Below are 22,393 nucleotides of genomic sequence, written 5' to 3' on the forward strand. Positions count from 1 at the left end.
GGTGGTCGCGGATCCGGTCGGGTGGTCGAGGGGAGCCGACCCGGCAGGTGGTCGGGAGGAGCGGCTCCGCTCAGGCGGCCGTGGGAAAGCGGCCGGGCGGCTCAGCGCTGGTGGGCCGGGACGCGCGTCCCGGTCGGCGCGGAGCCCGCGGCGACGGTGCTCGCGGTGTTGTCCCGGCGCTCGAGGGCCGCGGACAGGACGGCGAGCAGCAGGGCGCCCGCGGCGAGGGCGGCACCGACCCAGTTGGGAGCGGTGTAGCCGAGGCCGGCCGCGATGACGAGGCCGCCGAGCCAGGCGGAGAGCGCGTTGCCCAGGTTGAAGGCGCCGATGTTGACGGCCGAGGCGAGGGTCGGGGCGCCGTGCGCCTGGTCCAGGACGCGCTTCTGCAGCGGCGGCACGGTGGCGAAGCCCAGGGCGCCGATCAGGACGATCGTGACGGCCGCGAGGAGCTTGTGGTGCGCGGTGACCGTGAAGAGGGCCAGGACGATCGCCAGCGCGCCCAGGGAGACGTACAGCATGGGCATCAGGGCGCGGTCGGCGAACCTGCCGCCGACGAGGTTGCCGCCGACCATGCCGAGGCCGAAGAGGACCAGGAGCCAGGTGACGGAGCCGTCGGCGAAGCCGGCGACGTGGGTCATCATCGGCGCGATGTAGGTGATGGCCGCGAAGACGCCGCCGAAGCCGAGGACGGTCATCGCCATGGCGAGCAGGACCTGGGCATTCTTGAACGCGGCCAGCTCGTGGCGCAGGCGCACGCCCTCCGGCCGGGGCACGTCGGGGACGAGCTTCGCGATGCCGACGAGGCCGATCACGCCGAGGGCGGCGACGATGCCGAAGGTGACGCGCCAGCCGATGCTCTGGCCGACGAGGGTGCCCAACGGGACGCCCACGACGTTGGCGACGGTCAGGCCGGTGAACATCATGGCGATGGCGCCGGCCTTCTTCTCCGGTGCGACCAGCTCGGCCGCGACGACGGAGCCGATGCCGAAGAAGGCACCGTGGGCCAGCGAGGCGACCACGCGTCCGATCAGCATGACGCCGAACGCGGGGGCGAGGGCCGAGAGCAGGTTGCCGACGACGAACAGGCCCATCAGCAGCATCAGCATCCGCTTGCGGGGGACCTTGGTGCCGAGGACGGTCATCAGCGGGGCGCCGAACATCACGCCGAGCGCGTAGCCCGTCACGAGGAAGCCGGCCGTGGGGATGGAGACACCGAAGTCGCCCGCGACCTCGGGCAGCAGACCCATGATCACGAACTCGGTGGTTCCGATGCCGAAGGCCCCGATCGCGAGGGCCAGGAGCGCGAGAGGCATGAGGGGGTAGACCTTCCGAACGATTGCAGGTGCGCTTTGCGTGCGTCCACAATAGTTGCAGACGCGCGTTAATTGCAAGCGCCGTATATTTCGCCGTTGCTCTATCCTGGAGACAGCCGCTCCGGACGGAGGAATCGCCCATGACCGCGACGGACCCCTCGCTCACCGCACTGGCACAGAGCTGGTGCGCGCTCTCCCTGCTCCACGGGAGGATCGAGGCCCACATCGAGCGCGCGCTGCAGGCCCGGCACGACCTGAGCGCGCGCGAGTACTCCCTGCTCGACGTGCTCAGCCGGCAGCACGACGGCGAAGGCGGCCACCTGCAGATGAAGCAGGTCGCCGACGCGGTCGTCCTCAGCCAGAGCGCCACGACGCGACTGGTCACCCGGCTCGAGGACCGCGGCCTGCTGGAGCGCTACCTCTGCCCCACCGACCGGCGCGGCATCTACACGAACGTCACAGACGCGGGCCTGAAGCTGCTGGACGAGGCCCGGCCCACCAACGACGCGGCCCTGCGCGAGGCCCTCGACGAGGCGGCGAAGAACCCCGAACTGGCTCCGCTGGTCCGGGTCGTGGAAGACCTGAAGGTACCGGCCACCGCTTAGGCTGCCGGGCATGGGAGATCTTGAGATACGGCCCGCCGTCGCCGACGACGTGCCCGCGATCGTGGCCATGCTCGCCGACGACCCCCTGGGGGCCCAGCGCGAGTCCCCCGACGACCTGGCGCCCTACGTCGCCGCGCTGGAGCGCCTCAGCTCCGACCCCAACCAGCGCCTGGTCGTCGCCGTCCGCGAGGGCCGGGTCGTGGGCACGCTCCAGCTCACCCTCGTCCCCGGACTGTCCCGGCGCGGCGCGACCCGGTCGATCATCGAAGGGGTGCGGGTGCACGCCGACGAGCGGGGCAGCGGGCTCGGCACCCGGTTCATCCAGTGGGCGATCGAGGAATCCCGGGCCGCCGGGTGCCAGTTGGTGCAGCTGACGTCCGACCGGAGCCGTACCGACGCCCACCGCTTCTACGAGCGGCTGGGCTTCGAGGCGTCCCACGTGGGGTTCAAGCTCCAGCTCTGACACCGAAGGGGTGTGTTTCACGTGAAACACACCCCTTTCGCTCAGGCAGGAACCAGTCGGCGGGTCGGCCGATCCGCCCGCCCGAGCCTCAACCGATCCCGCGCCACCCCTCCGGGTCCACCCCGCCGGGCACGTCCGCCGTCTCGTCGTACGGCTCGCGGGTGAACACGAACGACCCGACGTCCAGGTGGTCCACGCTCCCGTCCGCCCGCCGCACCACGCGCAGCGGTTCCCCGGCGAAATAGCCCTCCAGCCCGCTCCACGTCCCGTCACCGAGCGACCGGAAGCGGGAACGCCGGCCGGCGCCGGACAACGGACCCAGTGAGACGAGGCCGTCGGCCGTCACGCGCAGCGCGAAGGCGGCGGTCCCCCAGTACCACTGGCCCGCCAGCTCCAGTACGTCCTGATCGACTTCCCGCAGCGCACGCCAGGGTGCGGGGATCCGCGGCTCCGCCTCGGCGACGATCCGGACGAGGTCGGCGGCGACCTGGGACACCGCCGGTCCGGACGTGCAGTTGGTCAGCACGACGGCGGCGACGTCGTCGTCCAGGGCGATCGTGAGGTTGGCGAGGAAGCCGGGCACCGAGCCGGAGTGGCCGACGAGCAGCCGGCCGTCCCGGTGCTGGACCTGGAGTCCGAGGCCGTAGGCGGAGCCTTCGCCCAGGTCCGCCGCCTCGGCCGGGGCGGCGGGCGCCCGCATCTCCCGCAGCGTGTCGGCGCCGAGGACGCGGTCGTCGCCCCGCATCAGGAAGGCCGCGAAACGCGCCAGGTCACCGGTCGTGGACCAGAGCTGTCCGGCCGGCGCCATCGGCCCGTACTCCTCGACCGGCTCGGGCTGCACCACATCGGCCCACGGGTGCACCGCCCAGCCGCCCGCGTGCGGCGCCTCCGGCCGCAGGCTCGTCCGGTGCAGTCCCAGGGGCTCCAGCACCTCCCGGCGCAGCACCTCCTCCCAGGACGCACCGCGCACCTGCTCGACGAGCGCGCCGAGCACGGCGTACCCGGGGTTGGAGTAGTGGTGGCGCCGGCCGGCCGGATGGCGGAGCGGCCGGTCGCCCAGCACGTCGGCCAGCCCGGGCCGCAGGGAGCCCGGGGTCCGCTCCCACCAGGGCGCGGGGGTCTCCGCCGCCAGGCCGCCGGTGTGGGACAGGAGCTGGGCGAGGGTGGCCTCCCCCACCCCGGTCCCCGGCAGGTGCTTCTCCAGGGGGTCGTTCAGGTCGAGCACCCCCTCGTCGCGCAGGCGCAGCACGAGCACGGCGGTGAAGGTCTTGGTGATCGAGCCGATCCGGTACTGCACGTTCTCGTCCGGCCCGTGCCCGTCCACCGATGTCCGCGCCCCGTGCCAGACGGCCCGGCCGTCCCGGACGACCGTGGCGACCAGCGAGGGGGTGCGGCCCTCCGCCTGGGCGACGGCGATCCGGTGCAGCAGCGCGCGCCGGGTACCGGGCAGCAGCTCTTCGTGAGGTGTCGTCATGGGCCCAGTCCATCCCGCACGACCGCACCGCGTCGACCGCAATTCGGCGGGCGGCCCGCCGGTCAGGTCCGGGCCGGATCAAATCCGGGCCAGGCAGATCTGAGCCAGGTCAGGTCTGGGCCATGTCCACGAAGCGGGAGTAGTGGCCCTGGAAGGCGACGGTGATGGTCGCCGTCGGGCCGTTACGGTGCTTGGCCACGATCAGGTCGGCCTCGCCCGCGCGCGGTGACTCCTTCTCGTAGGCGTCCTCGCGGTGGAGCAGGATGACCATGTCGGCGTCCTGCTCGATGGAGCCGGACTCACGCAGGTCGGACACCATCGGCTTCTTGTCGGTGCGCTGCTCCGGGCCACGGTTGAGCTGGGACAGCGCGATCACCGGGAGTTCCAGCTCCTTGGCGAGGAGCTTGAGGTTACGGGACATGTCCGAGACCTCCTGCTGACGGCTCTCGGCGCGCTTGGAGCCGCCGGACTGCATCAGCTGGAGGTAGTCGATGACGACCAGCCGCAGGTCGTTGCGCTGCTTCAGGCGGCGGCACTTGGCGCGGATCTCCATCATCGACAGGTTGGGCGAGTCGTCGATGTAGAGCGGCGCGGCCGAGACGTCGGGCATGCGCCGGGCCAGCCGCGTCCAGTCCTCGTCGGTCATCGTGCCGGAGCGCATGTGGTGCAGCGCCACCCGCGCCTCGGCGGACAGCAGGCGCATCGCGATCTCGTTGCGCCCCATTTCCAGGGAGAAGATCACGCTGGGCAGGTTGTTCTTGATCGACGCGGCCCGGGCGAAGTCCAGCGCGAGGGTCGACTTGCCCATCGCGGGACGGGCGGCGATGACGATCATCTGGCCGGGGTGCAGGCCGTTGGTGAGCGAGTCGAAGTCCGTGAACCCCGTCGGCACACCGGTCATCTCGCCGCTGCGTGAGCCGATCGCCTCGATCTCGTCGAGGGCGCCCTCCATGATGTCGCCGAGCGGCAGGTAGTCCTCGCTGGTGCGCTGCTCGGTGACGGCGTAGATCTCGGCCTGGGCGCGGTTGACGATCTCGTCGACGTCGTCGTCGGCCGCGTATCCCATCTGCGTGATGCGGGTCCCCGCCTCGACCAGGCGGCGCAGGACCGCCCGCTCGTGCACGATCTCCGCGTAGTACTCGGCGTTGGCCGCCGTGGGGACCGTCTGGACGAGGGTGTGGAGGTACGAGGCGCCGCCGACCTTGTTGATCTCGCCGCGCTTGGTCAGCTCGGCCGCGATCGTGATCGGGTCGGCCGGCTCGCCCTTGGCGTAGACGTCGAGGATCGCCTGGAAGATCGTCTCGTGGGCCGGCTTGTAGAAGTCGTGGCCCTTGAGGATCTCCACGACGTCCGCGATGGCGTCCTTGGACAGGAGCATGCCGCCGAGCACGGACTGCTCGGCGTCCAGGTCCTGGGGCGGTACCCGCTCGAAGGCGGGGCCCCCGCCGTCCCAGGCGTCGCTGTCCCGGCCCCGGTCGTGCTGGTCGTCGCGGCCCCGGCCGCCGTCGCTCCGTCGGCGGGAGGACGGCAGACGATCACTCGGACCGCTGTCGGCCCACGGGTCGTCCAAGGGCTCGGAAATGCTCACCGAGCGACCTCCTCCCGTCCGCCGAGCGGACCTCGCCGTGCCCCTCATTTCTACGGCACGGCACTGACAATCGAGAGGCCCAACTCCGCTTGTGGCGCGTCGGTTTTGTGCTGGTTTCCCAACCGGCGGACGGAGCGGGCGCCGGACCACGGTAGGCCCGCGGGCACCGTCAGCCAATCTGGTTATCCACAGGCCATGTGGACGACGGCCCCGATGCTGTGGAGAACTCCGCAAAACCTGTGCACGAGCCGGTGGACAGCCCTGTGAACAAGCCCTCGATCTTTCTTGCGGGACCTCGTTGACCTGCGTTTTCCCCGTCCACCGGCTGTGCAGAAGAAAAACTTTCCCGGTCGGCGCAAGATCGGTTCGAACTGTGTGCACAAGCACGTACGGCCGGACGGTCAGTAAGGGTCAGTGAGTCATTGCATCTCTTACCTGTGGACGGTTAGATTGGTGCTCATGACACAGGCCCCCGCGACCCCCCAGAGCCTCCGGCGCCGACACGACCGCGAGATCGTCACCCTGGCCGTTCCCGCCTTCGGCGCCCTGGTCGCGGAGCCCCTCTTCGTCATGGCCGACAGCGCCATCGTCGGCCACCTCGGCACCGCGCAGCTCGCCGGGCTCGGCGTCGCCTCCGCCCTCCTCACCACCGCCGTCAGCGTCTTCGTCTTCCTGGCCTACGCCACCACCGCGGCCGTCGCCCGGCGGATGGGCGCGGGCGACCTGCAGGCAGCCATCCGCCAGGGCATGGACGGCATCTGGCTCGCCCTGCTCCTCGGCGCCGCCGTGATCGTCGTCGTCCTGCCCACGGCTCCCGCGCTCGTCGGCCTCTTCGGCGCCTCCGACACGGCGGCCCCCTACGCGACGACCTACCTGCGGATCTCGTCGCTCGGGATCCCCGCCATGCTCACCGTGCTCGCGGCGACCGGCGTGCTGCGCGGGCTCCAGGACACCAGGACACCGCTCTACGTGGCCGTCGGAGGCTTCGTCGCCAACGCCGCCCTGAACGCGGGGCTCGTCTACGGCGCCGGCCTGGGGATCGCCGGCTCCGCCTGGGGCACCGTCATCGCCCAGTGCGGCATGGCCGCGGTCTACCTCGTCGTGGTCGTCCGGGGTGCCCGGCGCCACGGCGCGTCCCTGCGGCCCGACGCCGCCGGGATCCGGGCCTCCGCCCAGGCCGGTGCGCCCCTGCTCGTGCGGACGCTGTCCCTGCGGGCGATCCTGATGATCGCGACGGCCGTCGCCGCACGGCTCGGCGACGCCGACATCGCGGCCCACCAGATCATCTTGTCCCTGTGGAGCCTGCTGGCCTTCGCGCTCGACGCCATCGCCATCGCCGGACAAGCCATCATCGGCCGCTACCTCGGGGCGGGCGACGCCGACGGCGCCCGTGCCGCCTGCCGGCGCATGGTCCAGTGGGGCGTCGCCGTAGGCGTGGTCTTGGGGGCGCTGGTCGTCATCAGCCGGCCGGTGTTCCTGACGCTGTTCACCAGCGACGCCGCCGTACAGGACGCCGCCCTGCCCGCACTGGTGATCGTGGCGCTCTCCCAGCCGGTCTCCGGGATCGTCTTCGTCCTCGACGGTGTCCTGATGGGCGCGGGTGACGGCCCGTACCTGGCCTGGGCGATGCTCGTGACCCTGGCGGTCTTCGCGCCGGTGGCGTTCCTCGTGCCGGTCTTCGACGGTGGGCTCACCGCGCTGTGGGCGGCGATGACGCTGATGATGATCGTGCGCATGGTGACGCTGTGGCTGCGGTCCCGCTCCGGCCGCTGGATCGTCACGGGCGCGACGCGCTGAGCGTTTCACGTGAAACAGAGCAGGGGCCGCACCCTGGAGGATGCGGCCCCTGCCCGTGCTCAGCGAGCACACCGCTTACGCGGCGACGACCTCGATGCTGACCTTGGCGGCCACCTCGGGGTGCAGACGCACGGACGTCTCGTGGGCGCCCAGCGTCTTGATCGGCGTACCGAGCTCGATGCGGCGCTTGTCGACCTCGGGACCACCGGAGGCCTTGATCGCGGACGCGACGTCGGCCGGGGTGACGGAACCGAAGAGCCGACCGGCATCGCCGGAGCGAACGGCCAGACGGACCTTCACGCCCTCGAGCTGGGCCTTGATGGCGTTGGCCTGCTCGATGGTCTGGATCTCGTGGATCTTGCGAGCACGACGGATCTGCTCGACGTCCTTCTCGCCACCCTTGGTCCAGCGGATCGCGAAGTTCCGCGGGATCAGGTAGTTGCGGGCGTAGCCGTCCTTGACGTCGACGACTTCGCCAGCGGCGCCGAGGCCGGAGACCTCGTGGGTGAGGATGATCTTCATGAGTCGGTCACCCTTCCCTTATCGCGCGGTGGACGTGTAGGGCAGCAGCGCCATCTCACGGCTGTTCTTGACGGCCGTGGCGACGTCACGCTGGTGCTGCGTGCAGTTGCCGGTCACGCGGCGGGCACGGATCTTGCCGCGGTCGGAAATGAACTTCCGCAGCATGTTCGTGTCCTTGTAGTCCACGTACGTGACCTTGTCCTTGCAGAAAGCGCAGACCTTCTTCTTCGGCTTGCGCACAGGCGGCTTCGCCATGGTGTATCTCCTGTGTGATCAAGAAGGGGGGATTCGAGCCCGCCCCTAGAAGGGGGGCTCGTCCGAGTAGCCGCCACCGCCGCCGGAGCCGCCGGAGCCGCCGCCCCAGCCGCCGCCGCCCTGCTGGGCGCCGCCGGCGGGAGCACTGGTGGCCCAGGGGTCGTCGGCCGGAGCGCCGCCGCCCTGCTGGCCGCCGCCGGGGCCACCGCCCCAGCCGCCGCCCTGCTGGCCGCCACCGCCGCCGCCGAAGCCGCCGCCACCGCCCTGGCCGCTACGGCCGGCGGTCTTGGTGACCTTGGCCGTGGCGTTGCGCAGGCTGGGGCCGACTTCCTCGACGTCCAGCTCGTAGACCGTGCGCTTGACGCCCTCACGGTCCTCGTAGGACCGCTGCTTCAGCCGGCCCTGCACGAGGACGCGCATGCCCCGCTGGAGCGACTCGGCGACGTTCTCCGCCGCCTGACGCCAGACCGAGCAGGTCAGGAACAGGCTCTCGCCGTCCTTCCACTCGTTCGTCTGGCGGTCGAAGGTGCGGGGAGTGGACGCGACACGGAACTTCGCGACCGCCGCACCGGAGGGGGTGAAGCGCAGCTCGGGGTCATCGACAAGGTTGCCGATGACCGTGATGACGGTCTCGCCTGCCATGGGGGAACCTCTCGGCGGGTTTGCTGCTGCTGGCTGCTGGTGGTGCTACTCGATTCCCGGGATCGGCTGAGCCGGAGGCTCAGTGGGTCTCGGGACGGAGGACCTTGGTCCGGAGGACCGACTCGTTCAGGTTCATCTGGCGGTCGAGCTCCTTGACGACCGCAGGCTCGGCCTGCAGGTCGATGACCGAGTAGATGCCCTCGGGCTTCTTCTTGATCTCGTACGAGAGACGACGACGGCCCCAGGTGTCGACCTTCTCCACCTTTCCGTTGCCCTCACGGACGACGGAGAGGAAGTTCTCGATCAGGGGGGCGACGGCGCGCTCCTCCAGATCGGGGTCGAGGATGACCATCACCTCGTAGTGACGCATGTGGAACCCACCTCCTTCGGACTCAGCGGCCACGGTCGTTCCGTGGCAGGAGGGTTGTGATGCGTTCGCAACGGTATCGGCCGCCACTGACAATCGGTCGGGGCATGGGCAGACACCGGTGCAGACGGTACACACTACCCGCACCCCCGCTTCCGGTTGAAATCCGGCCGGGGGGCCCGTCAGTCTTGTACACGTCGGGTGTGTAGGGCGCTACGATGCGCCGCCTTCCGCAGGAGGTGCCCCATGGCACAACAGGCATTGCAACCCAATACCGCCGGATCCCTCTTCGCCACCGACGGCAAACGCCACCCGGTCCAGGACGCCCTCACGGCGGTCACCCTGGTCCTCGGGGTGGTGTCCTTCGTCACGGCGCAGTTCGACAGCCTCCACCTGCTGAGCTCGTGGACGGGTCTGGTGGGGATCGTCACCGGCGCCTACGGGCAGTGGATCTCCGTGACCACCCGCGAGCGCTTCGGACTGATCCTGGGCCTCGGTGCCTCCGGCGTCGGTTTCCTGCTGGGGATGGCCCACGGCGGCCTCTTCGGCGGCCTCTGGTGACCTGACCGCGACCGGCGGCCGGGCTCCTCCGGCCGCCCCGCGCACGCCCCCGCCGCAGCCGGGCCGGGGCGAAGGTGCCGTACGCCCAAACGGGGTGCTCCCCGGGCGCAGTAGGCTTCGGCGCGAGAGCCGGAGCCCCTGAACCCATGGGGACACACCAGCCCGAGGAGCGCCCCGACATGAGCCTGACCCTGAGGACGATCAGCCGCGAGCAGCATCTGGCATTCATCCAGAGCCTGCCGTCGGCGAGCCACATGCAGGTCCCGGCCTGGGCGGACGTCAAGGCCGAGTGGCGGTCGGAGAACCTCGGCTGGTTCGACGAGCGCACCGGCCAGCTGGTCGGCGTGGGTCTCGTCCTCTACCGTCAGCTCCCCAAGATCAAGCGCTACCTGGCCTACCTGCCCGAGGGCCCGGTCATCAACTGGTACGCGCCGAACCTGACCGAGTGGCTGGAGCCGATGCTCGCGCACCTCAAGCAGCAGGGCGCGTTCTCCGTGAAGATGGGCCCCCCGGTCGTCATCCGGCGCTGGGAGGCCAACTCCATCAAGCAGGGCATCCAGAACCCGGACGTGAAGCGGCTGCGCGACATCGAGGCCGACTTCATCGAGCCGCGCGCCTTCGAGGTGGCGGACAAGCTGCGCCGGATGGGCTGGCAGCAGGGCGAGGACGGCGGCGCCGGCTTCGGCGACGTCCAGCCGCGCTACGTCTTCCAGGTGCCGCTGGCGAACCGTTCGCTCGAAGAGGTCCACAAGAACTTCAACCAGCTGTGGCGCCGCAACATCAAGAAGGCCGAGAAGGCCGGCGTCGAGGTCGTCCAGGGCGGCTACCACGACCTGGAGGAGTGGCAGCGGCTGTACGAGATCACGGCCGTGCGCGACCACTTCCGGCCGCGCCCGCTGTCGTACTTCCAGCGCATGTGGACGGCCCTCAACTCCGAGGACCCCAACCGGATGCGGCTGTACTTCGCCCGCCACAACGGGGTGAACCTGGCGGCGGCGACCATGCTGATCGTCGGCGGGCACGTCTGGTACTCCTACGGCGCCTCCGACAACATCGGCCGTGAGTTCCGCCCGTCGAACGCCATGCAGTGGCGGATGCTGCGCGACGCCTACGCGCTCGGCGCGACGGTCTACGACCTGCGCGGCATCTCCGACTCGCTGGACGAGAGCGACCACCTCTTCGGTCTGATCCAGTTCAAGGTCGGCACCGGCGGAGAGGCGGCCGAGTACCTGGGCGAGTGGGACTTCCCGCTGAACAAGCTGCTCCACAAGGCCCTCGACATCTACATGTCGCGCCGCTGACGCGTCCCCTCGGGTGCTTCGATACCCACACAGCCAACACAGTCACGAGAAAGGTCCCGGGTCCGGCCATGGCGCTCACGCTCTACGTCGACACCGCGCGCTGGCGGGCGCACCACAAGCACGTGCAGGAGCAGTTCCCCGGTCTCGTCCCGGTCTGCAAGGGCAACGGTTACGGCTTCGGGCACGAGCGGCTGGCCGAGGAGGCGACCCGTCTCGGCTCGGACGTCCTCGCCGTCGGGACGACGTACGAGGCCGCGCGCATCAAGGACTGGTTCGGCGGTGACCTGCTGGTGCTGACGCCGTACCGGCGCGGCGAGGAGCCGGTGCCGCTGCCGGACCGGGTCATCCGCTCGGTGTCCTCCATCGACGGCGTCTTCGGCCTCGTCGGGGCCCGGGTGGTCATCGAGGTGATGTCCTCGATGAAGCGCCACGGGGTGAGCGAGCAGGACCTGCCACAGCTGCACTCCGCCATAGAGAACGTCCGCCTGGAGGGCTTCGCCATCCACCTGCCGCTCGACCGCACCGACGGCTCCGACGCCGTCGAGGAGGTCATCGGCTGGATGGACCGGCTGCGCGCGGCCCGGCTGCCGCTGCACACCATGTTCGTCAGCCACCTGAAGGCCGAGGAACTGCAGCGGCTGCAGCAGCAGTTCCCGCAGACCCGCTTTCGCGCGCGGATCGGCACGCGGCTGTGGCTGGGCGACCACGACGCCACCGAGTACCGCGGTGCGGTGCTGGACGTCACCCGGGTCGCCAAGGGCGACCGCTTCGGCTACCGCCAGCAGAAGGCGGCCTCCGACGGCTATCTGGTGGTCGTGGCGGGCGGTACCTCGCACGGGGTGGGCTTGGAGGCCCCGAAGGCCCTGCACGGTGTCATGCCGCGCGCCAAGGGCGTCGCCCGGGCCGGTCTCGCCACGGTCAACCGGAACCTCGCGCCGTTCGTCTGGGGCGGCAAGCAGCGCTGGTTCGCCGAGCCGCCGCACATGCAGGTGTCGATCCTGTTCGTGCCCTCGGACGCACCGGAGCCGCAGGTCGGCGACGAGTTGGTGGCCCATCTGCGGCACACCACCACGCAGTTCGACCGGATCGTGGACCGCTAGCCGCTCCGGCGCCGCCACCAGGACAGCACGAAAGGCCGTACACGGGCTGTGTACGGCCTTTCGCATGCCCGGGGCCCCGAAGGGCCTCCCGCGTCCCCGACGGCTCACAAGGGGCCGTCGGACGCCTCCTCGCGGCCCCACTCCACCTGCGGGCCGTCGAAGTGGGCGGCGTGCCGCGGCGGATGGGCCGCGGCCCCGAGGACGAAGACGTCCGGTGCGCCGTCGAGGACACCCCCGGAGGGATCGTCGTCCCCGGCCTGCCGGACGACGTCCCGCTCGGGCGTGAGGATGTCGCGTACGACGACGGCGCACAGGTAGAGGGTTCCGGCGATGTGGAGGCCGATGGCGTACTGGTAGCCGTCGGTCGGCAGGCCCTTGTGGGCGTCACCGCTGGTCGTGTACGCGAGGTACAGCCAGATGCCCAGGAAGTACGCCACCTCGCAGGCCTGCCAGACCAGGAAGTCCCGCCACTTGGGGCGGGCCAGCACGGCGAGCGGCACCAGCCACAGCACGTACTGCGGGGAGTAGACCTTGTTGGTGACGATGAAGGCCGCCACCACCAGGAACGCCAGCTGGGCGAAGCGGGGCCGGCGCGGCGCGGTCAGGGTCAGCCCGGCGATGCCCAGGAAGCACAGCACGACCAGCGCCGTGGCCAGCGTGTTGACGCTGTGGGTGGTCAGCGGGTCGGAGGACTTCTGCGCCAGGATCAGCCAGAAGGAGCCGAAGTCGACGCCCCGCTCCTGGCTGAACGTGTAGAACTTCGACCAGCCGTCGAAGGCCAACCACATGACCGGCAGGTTGACCACCAGCCAGGCGACCACGGCACCGGCCAGGGCCTTGCCGAAGGGCCGCCAGGTGCCGGCCCGCCAGCACAGCAGGAACAGCGGGCCGAGCAGGAACACCGGGTAGAGCTTGGCGGCCGTGGCGAGCCCCAGCAGGACACCGAAGGCGAGGGCGCGGCCCCGCGACCACATCAGCATCGCCGCGGCCGTCAGGGCGACCGCGAACAGGTCCCAGTTGATGGTGGCGGTCAATGCGAAGGCGGGTGCGAGCGCGACCAGCAGGCCGTCCCAGGGACGGCGGGCGTGGGTACGGCTCACGCAGACCACGATCACGGCCGCGCAGGCCATGAGCATCCCCGCGTTGACCATCCAGTACCACTGGGCCTGGTGCTGGAGGCTGCCGCTGCCGGGAGTGAGCCAGGCGGCCACCTCCATGAAGAGGCCGGTCAGCACCGGGTATTCGAGGTACTGCATGTCGCCGGGCAGCTTGTCGAAGTACGGCAGCAGGCCGTCCGCGAAGCCCCGCCCCTGGTACAGGTGCGGGATGTCCGAGTAGCAGGCGTGCGTGTACTGGGAGCTGGCGCCGAAGAACCACCCGGAGTCGTAACAGGGCAGCTTCTGGACCATGCCGAGGGCGAACATCCCGATCGCCACCAGCGCCACCACGCGCACCGGCGTCCACCAGGACGTGCCGAGCAGGGCGCGCCGGCCGATCGGGCCGCCGATCAGCTCGCTGCCGGCCCGGGAGACCGCGTCGTCCCTGGTGGGGCACACCGGGTCCGCTTCGTGCACGCTCGCTTGCGTCGAATCTGCGCTGGGCATGGCTCACATCCTGCCGTACGGACCCAGGAAAAGGCCGGGGGCCGCCACACCTGGTGCGGTGTGACGGCCCCCGTCTCCTGAGGGCACCGGTCCCTGCCCTCTGGGGACAGACCGTGTTTCACGTGAAACATGCGCACGTTTCACGTGAAACACCCGGTGTCGGATGAACGGCCGCTAACCGTCCCGGCCTCCGAAGAGGCCACCGTCCTGGCCCCTGGGGTTACCGCCGTCGGACGGCGATTCCGAGGGCGAGGGCGATGTGTCGCCACCGCCCGGGCCGCCGCCGTTGGTCGAGCCCTGGTTGGTGCCGCCGTTGCTCTGGCACTGCCAGTCGAACCTGCCGCACGTGTCGCTGGGTGACGGCGAGGGCTCGACCTCGCTCTCGCTGGGGCTCGGGGACGGGCTCGGCGAGGACTCCTCGGACTCGCTCACCGACGGCGACGGGCTCGGCAGCGGGTCCTCGTTCAGGACCTTACCGATGGGCTCGGGCGTCGGGAACGACTTCGCCTTCTCGCCCTTGAGCGCCTCGGCCATGTAGTCGTGCCAGATCTGGGCCGGGAACGACGCACCGTGGATCTTCTTCTGGCCGCCCGTTCCATACATCTCCAGGAACGTGCGGTTCTTGTTGGACTCGTTGTCGTCGTACCGGAACATCGTGATCGCGGTCGACAGCTGCGGCGTGTAGCCGACGAACCAGGCCGACTTGTTGCCGTCGGTGGTACCGGTCTTGCCGGCCACGTCCCGCCCCGGCAGCTGGGCCGCCGTACCGGTGCCCTTGTCGACCACGGTCTTCAGGATGTCCGTGACGTTGTCGGCGACCGGCGAGGTGAACGCTTCCTTGGTCTCGGTCTTGTGCGTGTAGGTCACCCCGTCCTTGCTGGTGACCTTCTCCACCGAGTACGGGTCGCGCTGCTTGCCGCTGGCGGCGAAGGTCGCGTAGGCGCCCGCCATGCGGATCGCGCTCGGGTCCGAGATGCCGATGGAGAAGGACGGGAAGCCGGTGCCCGTCAGGCTCTTCTCCTTCAGGCCGGCGCTGACGGCCGCGTCCTTGACCTTGTCCAGGCCGACGTCCATGCCGAGCTGCACGAAGGCGGAGTTCACCGACTCCCGCATGGCCTCCCGCAGGTCGATCTTGTAGTTGGGCGGGCTGCCGTACGAGGCCTGGCCGTCGTTGGTCTGGAGCCACTCCTCGCCCTTCTCGTTCTTCCAGACCGACCCGTCGTAGTTCCTGATCTTGAGCTTGTTCTTGCCCGGGTACAGGCTCTTGGGGGAGACGATGGTGCGCTCGTCCTGCGCTTGCGACGAGCCGAGGTCGGGATCGCGCACGCCCCAGGTCATCGCGGCCGCGAGGACGAAGGGCTTGAACGTCGAACCGACCTGGGCACCGGTCTGGTCGGCGTTGTTGGTGAAGTGCTTGGTCGCGTCCTCACCGCCGTAGATGGCCCGGATGGCGCCGCTGTCCGGGTCCACGGAGGCGCCGCCGAACTGGACGTGGGTGTCCTCCGGGCGCTCCTTCGGCTTGATGTTGGACTTCTGGACCTTGGTGACCGCGGCGGTGAGTTCCTTGACCTTCTTCTTGTCGAAGGTCGTGTGGATCGACAGGCCGCCGGTGCGCAGCTTCTCCTCGGTGATCCCGGTCTTGTCGCTGTTGTTGACCAGGTAGCTGTTGGCGAGGTCGACGAGGTAGCCGGTCTGACCGCTCAGCGCCGTGTTCGACCGGGGGTTCTGCCACTTCGGGAGCTGGGTGTACTTGGCCCGCTCGGTGGCGTTCAGGTGGCCGTACTCAACCATCTTGTCGAGCGTGTCCTGCATCTGAGCGAAGGCGCGCTTCGTGTTGGCCTGGGGCGTGGCGGCGGTGTCGATGGACTCGGCGCCCGCCGGGTCGTAGTAGGTGGCGCCCTTGAGCATGGCCGCGAGGAAGGAGCACTCGCCGGGGTTGAGCTTGATGGCGTCCTTGTTGAAGTACGCGCGGGCGGCGGCCTGGATGCCGTAGGCGTTGCGCCCGTAGTAGGCCGAGTTCAGGTACCCGGCCATGATCTCGTCCTTGTCGAACGTGGCCCCCACCTTGATGGCTACGAAGATCTCCTTGAACTTCCGGGAGACCGTCTGGGACTGGTCGTTCAGCATCGCGTTCTTGACGTACTGCTGGGTGATGGTCGAACCACCCTGCGTCTGTCCGCCCCGCGCCATGTTGAGGAACGCGCGGGCGATGCCCTTGGGGTCGACGCCGCGGTCCGTCTCGAAGGTCTTGTTCTCCTGCGAGATCACCGCGTAGCGCATCGCCGCGGGGATCTGGGAGTAGTCGATGATCTGCCGGTTGGTCTCACCGCCGGTGGCGACCATCTCGGTGCCGTCCGACCAGTAGTAGACGTTGTTCTGGGCCGTCGCGGTCTTCGCGATGTCCGGGACGCCCACCATGGCGTAGCCGATGCCCGCCACGGCCACCAGGCTGCCGATGAAGCCGAGGCACAAGCCGCTGACCAGCTTCCAGGAGGGCATCCAGCGGCGCCAGCCGTCCCTGCCGTGGCGCGGGTAGTCGATCAGGCGCTTGCGCTCGGGCCCCTGGCGGCCCCGGCCTCCGCCCGGGCCCGCCGCGCCGCCGCGCCGACCCGCGCCCGGCTCGGGCGCCCGGCGCCGGCCGCCGGCGCTCCGCTGTGCCGCGCGCCGGGCCTCGGCCCGGCCGCCGTAGGACTGCTGCTCGCCTCCCGCGCCGTACTGACCCGACCCGTACGAGTCGGAGGGAGATCCGGTGGCGCCTCGCGGTGCCGCGCGGCGACCGGAGGACGCACCGGACTGGCCGCGTCGGGCCGCGGCACGTCCGCCTCCCTGCGGCTGCGGCGGTTTGCGACGGTGCTCGCTCATCGAACGACTACTCCTCGGGCAGGCGCATCCGTGCGCGCCTGGAAACGGCGGCTGGTTTCCGGTCCCCCCGAAGTACGGATGGGGTCGGTTCCCCATTCACCCGTACGGCACCGAGAGCCTCGACGCCCCCCGGCGTCCCACGGTTCCCGGTGGTGTGCATGGCGCACAGACTACGGGCCGCCAAAACCCGCCGAGTTCCGAAGTTCACCCCAAACCCGGCAACTTGCTGCGAACGAAACGGTGATGTGATCCCGTTCACCCTCTCCCCTCTTGTCCCGTGCGCAAGGCCGTTCTATCGTCGTGATGTATCGAGTCGATACATCAGCGCGAGATAAAGCAGGACGACAGGAGGGGAGGCGACGGATGAGCCGGCGTGCAGGCATCCTCGAGTTCGCCGTCCTCGGCCTGCTCCGCGAGTCTCCGATGCACGGCTATGAGCTGCGCAAACGACTCAATACGTCTCTGGGGGTGTTCCGGGCGTTCAGCTACGGGACGCTCTACCCCTGCCTCAAGACGCTGCTCGCCAACGGCTGGTTGACGGAGGAACCGGGGCACAGCCCCGAGGACGCCCTCGCCACCACCCTCGCGGGCCGCCGCGCCAAGATCGTCTACCGGCTGACGGCGGAAGGTAAGGAGCGCTTCGAGGAGCTGCTCTCCCAGACGGGGCCCGACGCGTACGAGGACGAGACGTTCGCCGCACGCTTCGCCTTCTTCGGGCAGACCTCCCGCGACGTGCGCATGCGCGTCCTGGAGGGCCGCCGCAGCCGTCTGGAGGAGCGCCTGGAGAAGATGGGCGCCTCGCTGGCGCGCACCCGGGAGCGCCTCGACGACTACACACTCGAGCTCCAGCGCCACGGAATGGAGTCCGTGGAGCGCGAAGTGCGCTGGCTGAACGAGCTCATCGAGAGCGAGCGGGCCGGACGGGACCTGAAGGGTGCCGGCTCCGGGGGGACCGCTCAGCAGGACACCACCACTGGATCGACGGGCGGCCTGCCCCGTCCCGGGAACACTCCCGGGACGGATACGCCCGGCGACACCGCCACGTGAGCGCCCAGTCAGGGCCTCACTCGTACACACAGGGAGCAACCGGAATGGGTTCGGTTCGCGTAGCCGTCGTCGGCGTGGGCAACTGCGCCGCTTCGCTGGTGCAGGGAGTCGAGTACTACAAGGACGCCGACCCGGCGGCCAAGGTGCCGGGCCTGATGCACGTCCAGTTCGGCGAGTACCACGTCAGGGACGTCGAGTTCGTCGCCGCCTTCGACGTGGACGCCAAGAAGGTCGGTCTCGACCTCGCGGACGCGATCGGCGCCTCCGAGAACAACACCATCAAGATCTGCGACGTCCCCACCACCGGTGTGACGGTCCAGCGCGGTCACACCCTCGACGGCCTCGGCAAGTACTACCGCCTGACCATCGAGGAGTCCGCCGAGGAGCCGGTCGACGTCGTCCAGGTCCTGAAGGACAAGCAGGTCGACGTGCTCGTCTGCTACCTGCCGGTGGGTTCCGAGGACGCGGCGAAGTTCTACGCCCAGTGCGCCATCGACGCCAAGGTCGCCTTCGTCAACGCCCTCCCGGTCTTCATCGCGGGTACCAAGGAGTGGGCCGACAAGTTCACCGAGGCCGGTGTCCCGATCGTCGGTGACGACATCAAGTCGCAGGTCGGCGCCACCATCACGCACCGCGTCATGGCGAAGCTGTTCGAGGACCGCGGTGTCATCCTGGACCGCACCATGCAGCTGAACGTCGGCGGCAACATGGACTTCAAGAACATGCTCGAGCGCGAGCGCCTGGAGTCCAAGAAGATCTCCAAGACGCAGGCCGTCACCTCCCAGATCCCCGACCGGGACCTCGGCGAGAAGAACGTCCACATCGGCCCGTCCGACTACGTCGCGTGGCTCGACGACCGCAAGTGGGCCTACGTCCGCCTCGAGGGCCGTGCCTTCGGTGACGTCCCGCTGAACCTGGAGTACAAGCTCGAGGTCTGGGACTCCCCGAACTCCGCCGGCGTCATCATCGACGCCCTGCGCGCCGCGAAGATCGCCAAGGACCGCGGCATCGGCGGCCCGATCCTGTCGGCCTCCAGCTACTTCATGAAGTCCCCGCCGGTCCAGTACTTCGACGACGAGGCCCGCGCGAACGTCGAGAAGTTCATCAGCGGCGAGGTCGAGCGCTAAGCACGGCACCGCACACACCGCTCCTGCCAGGGCGCACAGGGTCCCCGGGTCACTCGATCCGGGGACCTTGCCGTATGTGAGGCTGTCCGCCATGGCCGTCGTCCCTGATCTGCGCGTCCTGCTGCGCTTCAGCACCTTCCGGCGGCTGCTCGCCGTGCGGTTGCTCTCCCAGTGCGCCGACGGGGTGTTCCAGGTGGCGCTCGCGACGTACGTCGTCTTCTCCCCCGAGAAGCAGACCTCGGCCGGTGCCATCGCCTCCGCCATGGCGGTCCTGCTGCTGCCCTACTCGCTCGTCGGCCCCTTCGCCGGCGTCCTGCTGGACCGCTGGCGCCGCCGGCAGGTGTTCCTGTTCGGCAACCTGCTGCGCGCCGTGCTCGCGACGGTCACCGCCGCCCTGATGGTCACGCACGTCCCCGACTGGCTGTTCTACGTCTGCGCCCTGTGCGTGACGGCCGTCAACCGCTTCGTCCTGGCCGGGCTGTCCGCGGCCCTGCCCCGCGTGGTGGACGCGGACCGGCTCGTCCTCGCCAACTCGCTGTCCCCGACCGCCGGGACGCTCGCCGCGACCGCGGGCGGCGGGCTCGCCTTCCTCGTACGGCTGGTCGTGGCGGACTCCGACGCCGCCGTGGTGCTGCTGGGGGCCGGCCTGTACCTGTGCTCGGCGCTCGCCGCCCTGCGCATGGCGCCCGACCTGCTCGGTCCGGACCGCGCCCTGGTGCGCCCACGGCTGTCGGTCGCCCTCCGGGGGACGGCGAGCGGCCTGGCCGCCGGGGTACGGCACCTGACCGAGCCGCGGCGCCGGGCGGCCGCGTGGGCGCTCGGCTCCATGACGCTGATGCGGTTCTGCTACGGCGCGCTGACCGTGATGGTGCTGATGCTGTGCCGGTACGCCTGGTCGTCCGGCTCCGACCCGGACGAGGGGCTGGCACTGCTGGGTCTGGCGGTGGGTGTCTCCGGCGCCGGCTTCTTCGCGGCGGCCCTGGTGACGCCGTCGGCGGCGGGGAGGCTGGGCCCGGTCCGCTGGATCGTCGTGTGCGCGGCCGCGGCGGCCGTCCTGGAACTGGTCCTCGGGCCGCCGTTCCGCCAGGGCCCGGCCCTCGTCCTCGCCTTCCTGCTGGGGTTCGTGACCCAGGGGGCGAAGATAGCCACCGACACCGTCGTCCAGTCCGAGGTGGAGGACGGCTATCGCGGCCGGATCTTTTCCCTTTACGACGTCCTGTTCAACGTCGCCTTCGTGGGCGCCGCCGGGGTCGCCGCCCTGATGCTCCCGCAGGACGGCCGGTCAGCGGCCCTGGTGGTAACGATCGCCGTGATCTACGGAGCGGTTGCAGGGGCTATGGCCCGCTTTGGGCACCGCTGAGTGTCACATCCGAGCCACAGAGTCCCGCCAGGTAGCAGCAGTGTCAGTGGTGGCCGGTAACTTACGTGCGTCTTATGCGCTTCTTATGCGAGCGCTCACCAACTTTTCGCAGGGGGACCCCTCCGTGACCACGACGCCGCCCCAGGGCCAGAACCCTTACGCGCAGGGCCAGAACCCCTACGCGCAGGGCCAGCAGCCGGCCGGCCAGCCGCAGCAGCCCCAGGCCCCGTACCCGCCGCAGGGCGGCCAGCCGCAGCAGCCGGGTCAGGTGCCCTACGCCCCGTTCCCGAACCAGGGCGTCCCCGCGCCGCAGCCGCCCCGCCGCAAGGTGAGCTTCAAGCTCATCAAGAACATCGTCATCGTGCTGGTCGTCCTCGGGGTGGCCATCGGCAGCTTCATAGCGAGCCGGGACGACGCGGACACGGCCGCGGTCGGCGACTGCATGCACCGTGGGAGCAGCTCATCGAACGACCCGGACCTCGAGGTCGTCGACTGCAAGTCGTCGAAGGCCCAGTACGTCGTATTGGCCAAGATCAAGGGCACGTACTCGGGCCAGATGGCCGCGTCGACGAAGTGCGAGGCCGAGGCCAAGGCCAAGGGCTTCGAGTACGTCTACACCCAGTCCGGCGACGGGGGCGACTTCCTGCTCTGCCTGAAGGGCTACGCGAAGTAGGACGAGGCACTCGGATCGGAGCGATGTTTCACGTGAAACAACGCCCCGCACTCGTGTGACAGCAAGACCGCAGCAAAGCAACGGGGTCATGTTTCACGTGAAACATGACCCCGTTGCGTTCCCTCAGTTCTGCTCGGCCCACCACTCCTTCAGGGCCGCGACCGCGTCATCGCGCTCCATCGGGCCGTTCTCCAGGCGCAACTCCAGCAGGTGCTGGTAGGCCTTGCCCACGACCGGGCCCGGGCCGACGCCCAGGACCTCCATGATCTGGTTGCCGTCGAGGTCGGGACGGATGGCGTCCAGCTCCTCCTGCTCCTGCAGCTCGGCGATGCGCTCCTCCAGCCCGTCGTACGCACGTGACAGCGCTGCCGCCTTGCGCCGGTTGCGGGTCGTGCAGTCGGAGCGGGTCAGCTTGTGCAGGCGGTCGAGCAGGGGGCCGGCGTCCCGGACGTAGCGGCGCACCGCCGAGTCCGTCCACTCACCGGTGCCGTAGCCGTGGAAGCGCAGGTGCAGTTCGACGAGCCGGGAGACGTCCTTCACCAGCTCGTTGGAGTACTTCAGCGCGGTCATCCGCTTCTTGGTCATCTTCGCGCCGACCACCTCGTGGTGGTGGAAGGAGACCCGGCCGTCCTGCTCGAAGCGGCGCGTGCGCGGCTTGCCGATGTCGTGCAGCAGGGCAGCCAGTCGCAGGGCGAGGTCGGGGCCGTCCTGCTCCAGGTCGATCGCCTGCTCCAGGACGATCAGCGAGTGCTCGTAGACGTCCTTGTGCCGGTGGTGCTCGTCGCTCTCCAGGCGCAGCGCGGGCAGCTCGGGCAGCACCCGGTCCGCGAGGCCCGTGTCCACCAGCAGGGTCAGGCCCTGACGGGGGTGGGCGGACAGGATGAGCTTGTTCAGCTCGTCCCGGACCCGTTCGGCGGAGACGATGCCGATGCGGTCGGCCATGTCCGTCATGGCCGTGACGACCTCCGGCGCCAGCGCGAAGTCGAGCTGGGCGGCGAAGCGCGCGGCCCGCATCATCCGCAGCGGGTCGTCCGAGAACGACTCCTCGGGGGTGCCCGGCGTACGCAGCACCCGGGCCGCGAGGTCGACGAGGCCGCCGTGCGGATCCACGAACTCCTTCTCCGGCAGCGCGACGGCCATCGCGTTCACGGTGAAGTCGCGGCGGACGAGGTCTTCCTCGATGGAGTCGCCGTAGGACACCTCGGGCTTGCGGGAGGTGCGGTCGTAGGCCTCCGACCTGTAGGTCGTGACCTCGATCTGGTAGCCGTCCTTCTGGGCACCGACCGTGCCGAAGGCGATCCCGACCTCCCACACGGCGTCCGCCCAGGGCCGGACGATCTTCAGGACGTCCTCGGGGCGGGCGTCGGTGGTGAAGTCCAGGTCGTTGCCGAGCCGCCCGAGCAACGCGTCCCGGACCGAGCCGCCGACCAGGGCGAGCGAGAACCCGGCCGCCTGGAAGCGGCGGGCGAGGTCGTCGGCGACCGGGGCGACCCGCAGCAGCTCGTTGACCGCGCGGTGCTGCGCCTGGCTCAGGGCACTGGTGTTGTCTTCGTTGGCGTTCGGCACAACAGGAAAGGGTACGTGGCCCCGGAGGCCCCCCGCGCCCCGGCGAGCCCCGGGCCGCCGCGCCCCGGCGGGGCCGGACACCTCCCTCGATACACCCACAAGATCAGCGCTTGTGGTGTTCGACGGCGCTCCTCTTTATACGTGCACATAGAGGACGGCCCGAGGC

The 22,393-nt window shown here is 70.0% G+C and carries 20 protein-coding genes; 10 read left to right on the plus strand and 10 right to left on the minus strand.

Annotated features, from left to right (window positions below):
• Window positions 1-101: 101 nt before the first annotated feature.
• Window positions 102-1,313 carry an MFS transporter gene (locus E4U91_RS17485; RefSeq protein WP_137307722.1) on the minus strand — a complete coding sequence of 404 codons (1,212 nt, stop codon included), beginning with the start codon at window positions 1,311-1,313 and terminating at the stop codon, window positions 102-104.
• 140 nt (window positions 1,314-1,453) lie between these two features.
• Here E4U91_RS17485 and E4U91_RS17490 point away from each other — a divergent pair, with 140 nt between their 5' ends.
• On the plus strand, window positions 1,454-1,918 hold the full coding sequence (locus tag E4U91_RS17490) for a MarR family winged helix-turn-helix transcriptional regulator (RefSeq protein ID WP_137307723.1): 465 nt from the start codon (window positions 1,454-1,456) through the stop codon (window positions 1,916-1,918).
• A gap of 10 nt (window positions 1,919-1,928) precedes the next feature.
• The gene (locus tag E4U91_RS17495) at window positions 1,929-2,381 is read left to right on the plus strand and encodes a GNAT family N-acetyltransferase (protein WP_067239630.1); all 453 of its coding nucleotides are present in this window, start codon (window positions 1,929-1,931) and stop codon (window positions 2,379-2,381) included.
• An 88-nt stretch (window positions 2,382-2,469) separates the two neighbouring features.
• Here E4U91_RS17495 and E4U91_RS17500 read toward each other — a convergent pair whose 3' ends face one another.
• Together E4U91_RS17500 and dnaB are read right to left on the minus strand one after the other, a co-directional pair.
• Window positions 2,470-3,855: a serine hydrolase domain-containing protein gene (locus E4U91_RS17500; protein ID WP_137307724.1), complete on the minus strand. Its 1,386-nt coding sequence runs from the start codon at window positions 3,853-3,855 to the stop codon at window positions 2,470-2,472.
• Window positions 3,856-3,964: 109 nt separating this feature from the next.
• Window positions 3,965-5,443 carry a replicative DNA helicase gene (gene dnaB / locus E4U91_RS17505; protein ID WP_137307725.1) on the minus strand — a complete coding sequence of 493 codons (1,479 nt, stop codon included), beginning with the start codon at window positions 5,441-5,443 and terminating at the stop codon, window positions 3,965-3,967.
• Between the two features lie 459 nt (window positions 5,444-5,902).
• Between dnaB and E4U91_RS17510 the strand changes: the two genes are divergently transcribed.
• On the plus strand, window positions 5,903-7,240 hold the full coding sequence (locus tag E4U91_RS17510; RefSeq protein ID WP_137307726.1) for an MATE family efflux transporter: 1,338 nt from the start codon (window positions 5,903-5,905) through the stop codon (window positions 7,238-7,240).
• Window positions 7,241-7,315: 75 nt separating this feature from the next.
• On the opposite strand, the gene rplI is transcribed toward E4U91_RS17510, so the two are convergent.
• The 4 genes from rplI to rpsF all read right to left on the minus strand — a co-directional run bounded on the left by rplI (window position 7,316) and on the right by rpsF (window position 9,029).
• A complete protein-coding gene (gene rplI / locus E4U91_RS17515) occupies window positions 7,316-7,762 on the minus strand; it encodes a 50S ribosomal protein L9 (protein WP_137307727.1) in 447 nt (148 codons plus the stop codon).
• Window positions 7,763-7,780: 18 nt separating this feature from the next.
• Window positions 7,781-8,017 carry a 30S ribosomal protein S18 gene (gene rpsR, locus E4U91_RS17520; RefSeq protein ID WP_003949403.1) on the minus strand — a complete coding sequence of 79 codons (237 nt, stop codon included), beginning with the start codon at window positions 8,015-8,017 and terminating at the stop codon, window positions 7,781-7,783.
• A 45-nt stretch (window positions 8,018-8,062) separates the two neighbouring features.
• Entirely contained in the window at window positions 8,063-8,659 is a 597-nt protein-coding gene (locus E4U91_RS17525) for a single-stranded DNA-binding protein (protein ID WP_137307728.1), read from the minus strand.
• 79 nt (window positions 8,660-8,738) lie between these two features.
• Complete coding sequence (rpsF, locus tag E4U91_RS17530; protein WP_005482942.1) at window positions 8,739-9,029, minus strand: 30S ribosomal protein S6; 291 nt, start codon at window positions 9,027-9,029, stop codon at window positions 8,739-8,741.
• Between the two features lie 243 nt (window positions 9,030-9,272).
• Between rpsF and E4U91_RS17535 the strand changes: the two genes are divergently transcribed.
• The 3 genes from E4U91_RS17535 to E4U91_RS17545 all read left to right on the plus strand — a co-directional run bounded on the left by E4U91_RS17535 (window position 9,273) and on the right by E4U91_RS17545 (window position 11,988).
• Window positions 9,273-9,587, plus strand: a complete 315-nt coding sequence (locus E4U91_RS17535) for a hypothetical protein (RefSeq protein WP_137307729.1) — start codon at window positions 9,273-9,275, stop codon at window positions 9,585-9,587.
• A gap of 179 nt (window positions 9,588-9,766) precedes the next feature.
• Window positions 9,767-10,888 (plus strand): lipid II:glycine glycyltransferase FemX, encoded by a 1,122-nt coding sequence (locus tag E4U91_RS17540; RefSeq protein WP_137307730.1) that lies wholly within the window; start codon window positions 9,767-9,769, stop codon window positions 10,886-10,888.
• 68 nt (window positions 10,889-10,956) lie between these two features.
• Complete coding sequence (locus E4U91_RS17545) at window positions 10,957-11,988, plus strand: alanine racemase (protein WP_137307731.1); 1,032 nt, start codon at window positions 10,957-10,959, stop codon at window positions 11,986-11,988.
• A 104-nt stretch (window positions 11,989-12,092) separates the two neighbouring features.
• Here E4U91_RS17545 and E4U91_RS17550 read toward each other — a convergent pair whose 3' ends face one another.
• Together E4U91_RS17550 and E4U91_RS17555 are read right to left on the minus strand one after the other, a co-directional pair.
• Window positions 12,093-13,592 (minus strand): glycosyltransferase family 87 protein, encoded by a 1,500-nt coding sequence (locus E4U91_RS17550; protein ID WP_137307732.1) that lies wholly within the window; start codon window positions 13,590-13,592, stop codon window positions 12,093-12,095.
• Window positions 13,593-13,766: 174 nt separating this feature from the next.
• Window positions 13,767-16,454, minus strand: coding sequence for a transglycosylase domain-containing protein (locus E4U91_RS17555; protein ID WP_137307733.1), 2,688 nt, complete (start codon window positions 16,452-16,454; stop codon window positions 13,767-13,769).
• A 363-nt stretch (window positions 16,455-16,817) separates the two neighbouring features.
• Here E4U91_RS17555 and E4U91_RS17560 point away from each other — a divergent pair, with 363 nt between their 5' ends.
• The 4 genes from E4U91_RS17560 to E4U91_RS17575 all read left to right on the plus strand — a co-directional run bounded on the left by E4U91_RS17560 (window position 16,818) and on the right by E4U91_RS17575 (window position 20,661).
• Window positions 16,818-17,501 (plus strand): PadR family transcriptional regulator, encoded by a 684-nt coding sequence (locus E4U91_RS17560; protein WP_137307734.1) that lies wholly within the window; start codon window positions 16,818-16,820, stop codon window positions 17,499-17,501.
• Window positions 17,502-17,545: 44 nt separating this feature from the next.
• Complete coding sequence (locus E4U91_RS17565; protein WP_137307735.1) at window positions 17,546-18,628, plus strand: inositol-3-phosphate synthase; 1,083 nt, start codon at window positions 17,546-17,548, stop codon at window positions 18,626-18,628.
• Window positions 18,629-18,719: 91 nt separating this feature from the next.
• Entirely contained in the window at window positions 18,720-19,988 is a 1,269-nt protein-coding gene (locus E4U91_RS17570) for an MFS transporter (RefSeq protein WP_137307736.1), read from the plus strand.
• Window positions 19,989-20,112: 124 nt separating this feature from the next.
• Window positions 20,113-20,661, plus strand: coding sequence for an LppU/SCO3897 family protein (locus tag E4U91_RS17575; protein ID WP_137307737.1), 549 nt, complete (start codon window positions 20,113-20,115; stop codon window positions 20,659-20,661).
• A 123-nt stretch (window positions 20,662-20,784) separates the two neighbouring features.
• On the opposite strand, the gene E4U91_RS17580 is transcribed toward E4U91_RS17575, so the two are convergent.
• Window positions 20,785-22,227, minus strand: coding sequence for a CCA tRNA nucleotidyltransferase (locus tag E4U91_RS17580; protein WP_137307738.1), 1,443 nt, complete (start codon window positions 22,225-22,227; stop codon window positions 20,785-20,787).
• Window positions 22,228-22,393 lie beyond the last annotated feature (166 nt).

This window comes from Streptomyces lasalocidi (assembly GCF_005280215.1).
GTDB lineage: Bacteria > Actinomycetota > Actinomycetes > Streptomycetales > Streptomycetaceae > Streptomyces > Streptomyces longwoodensis.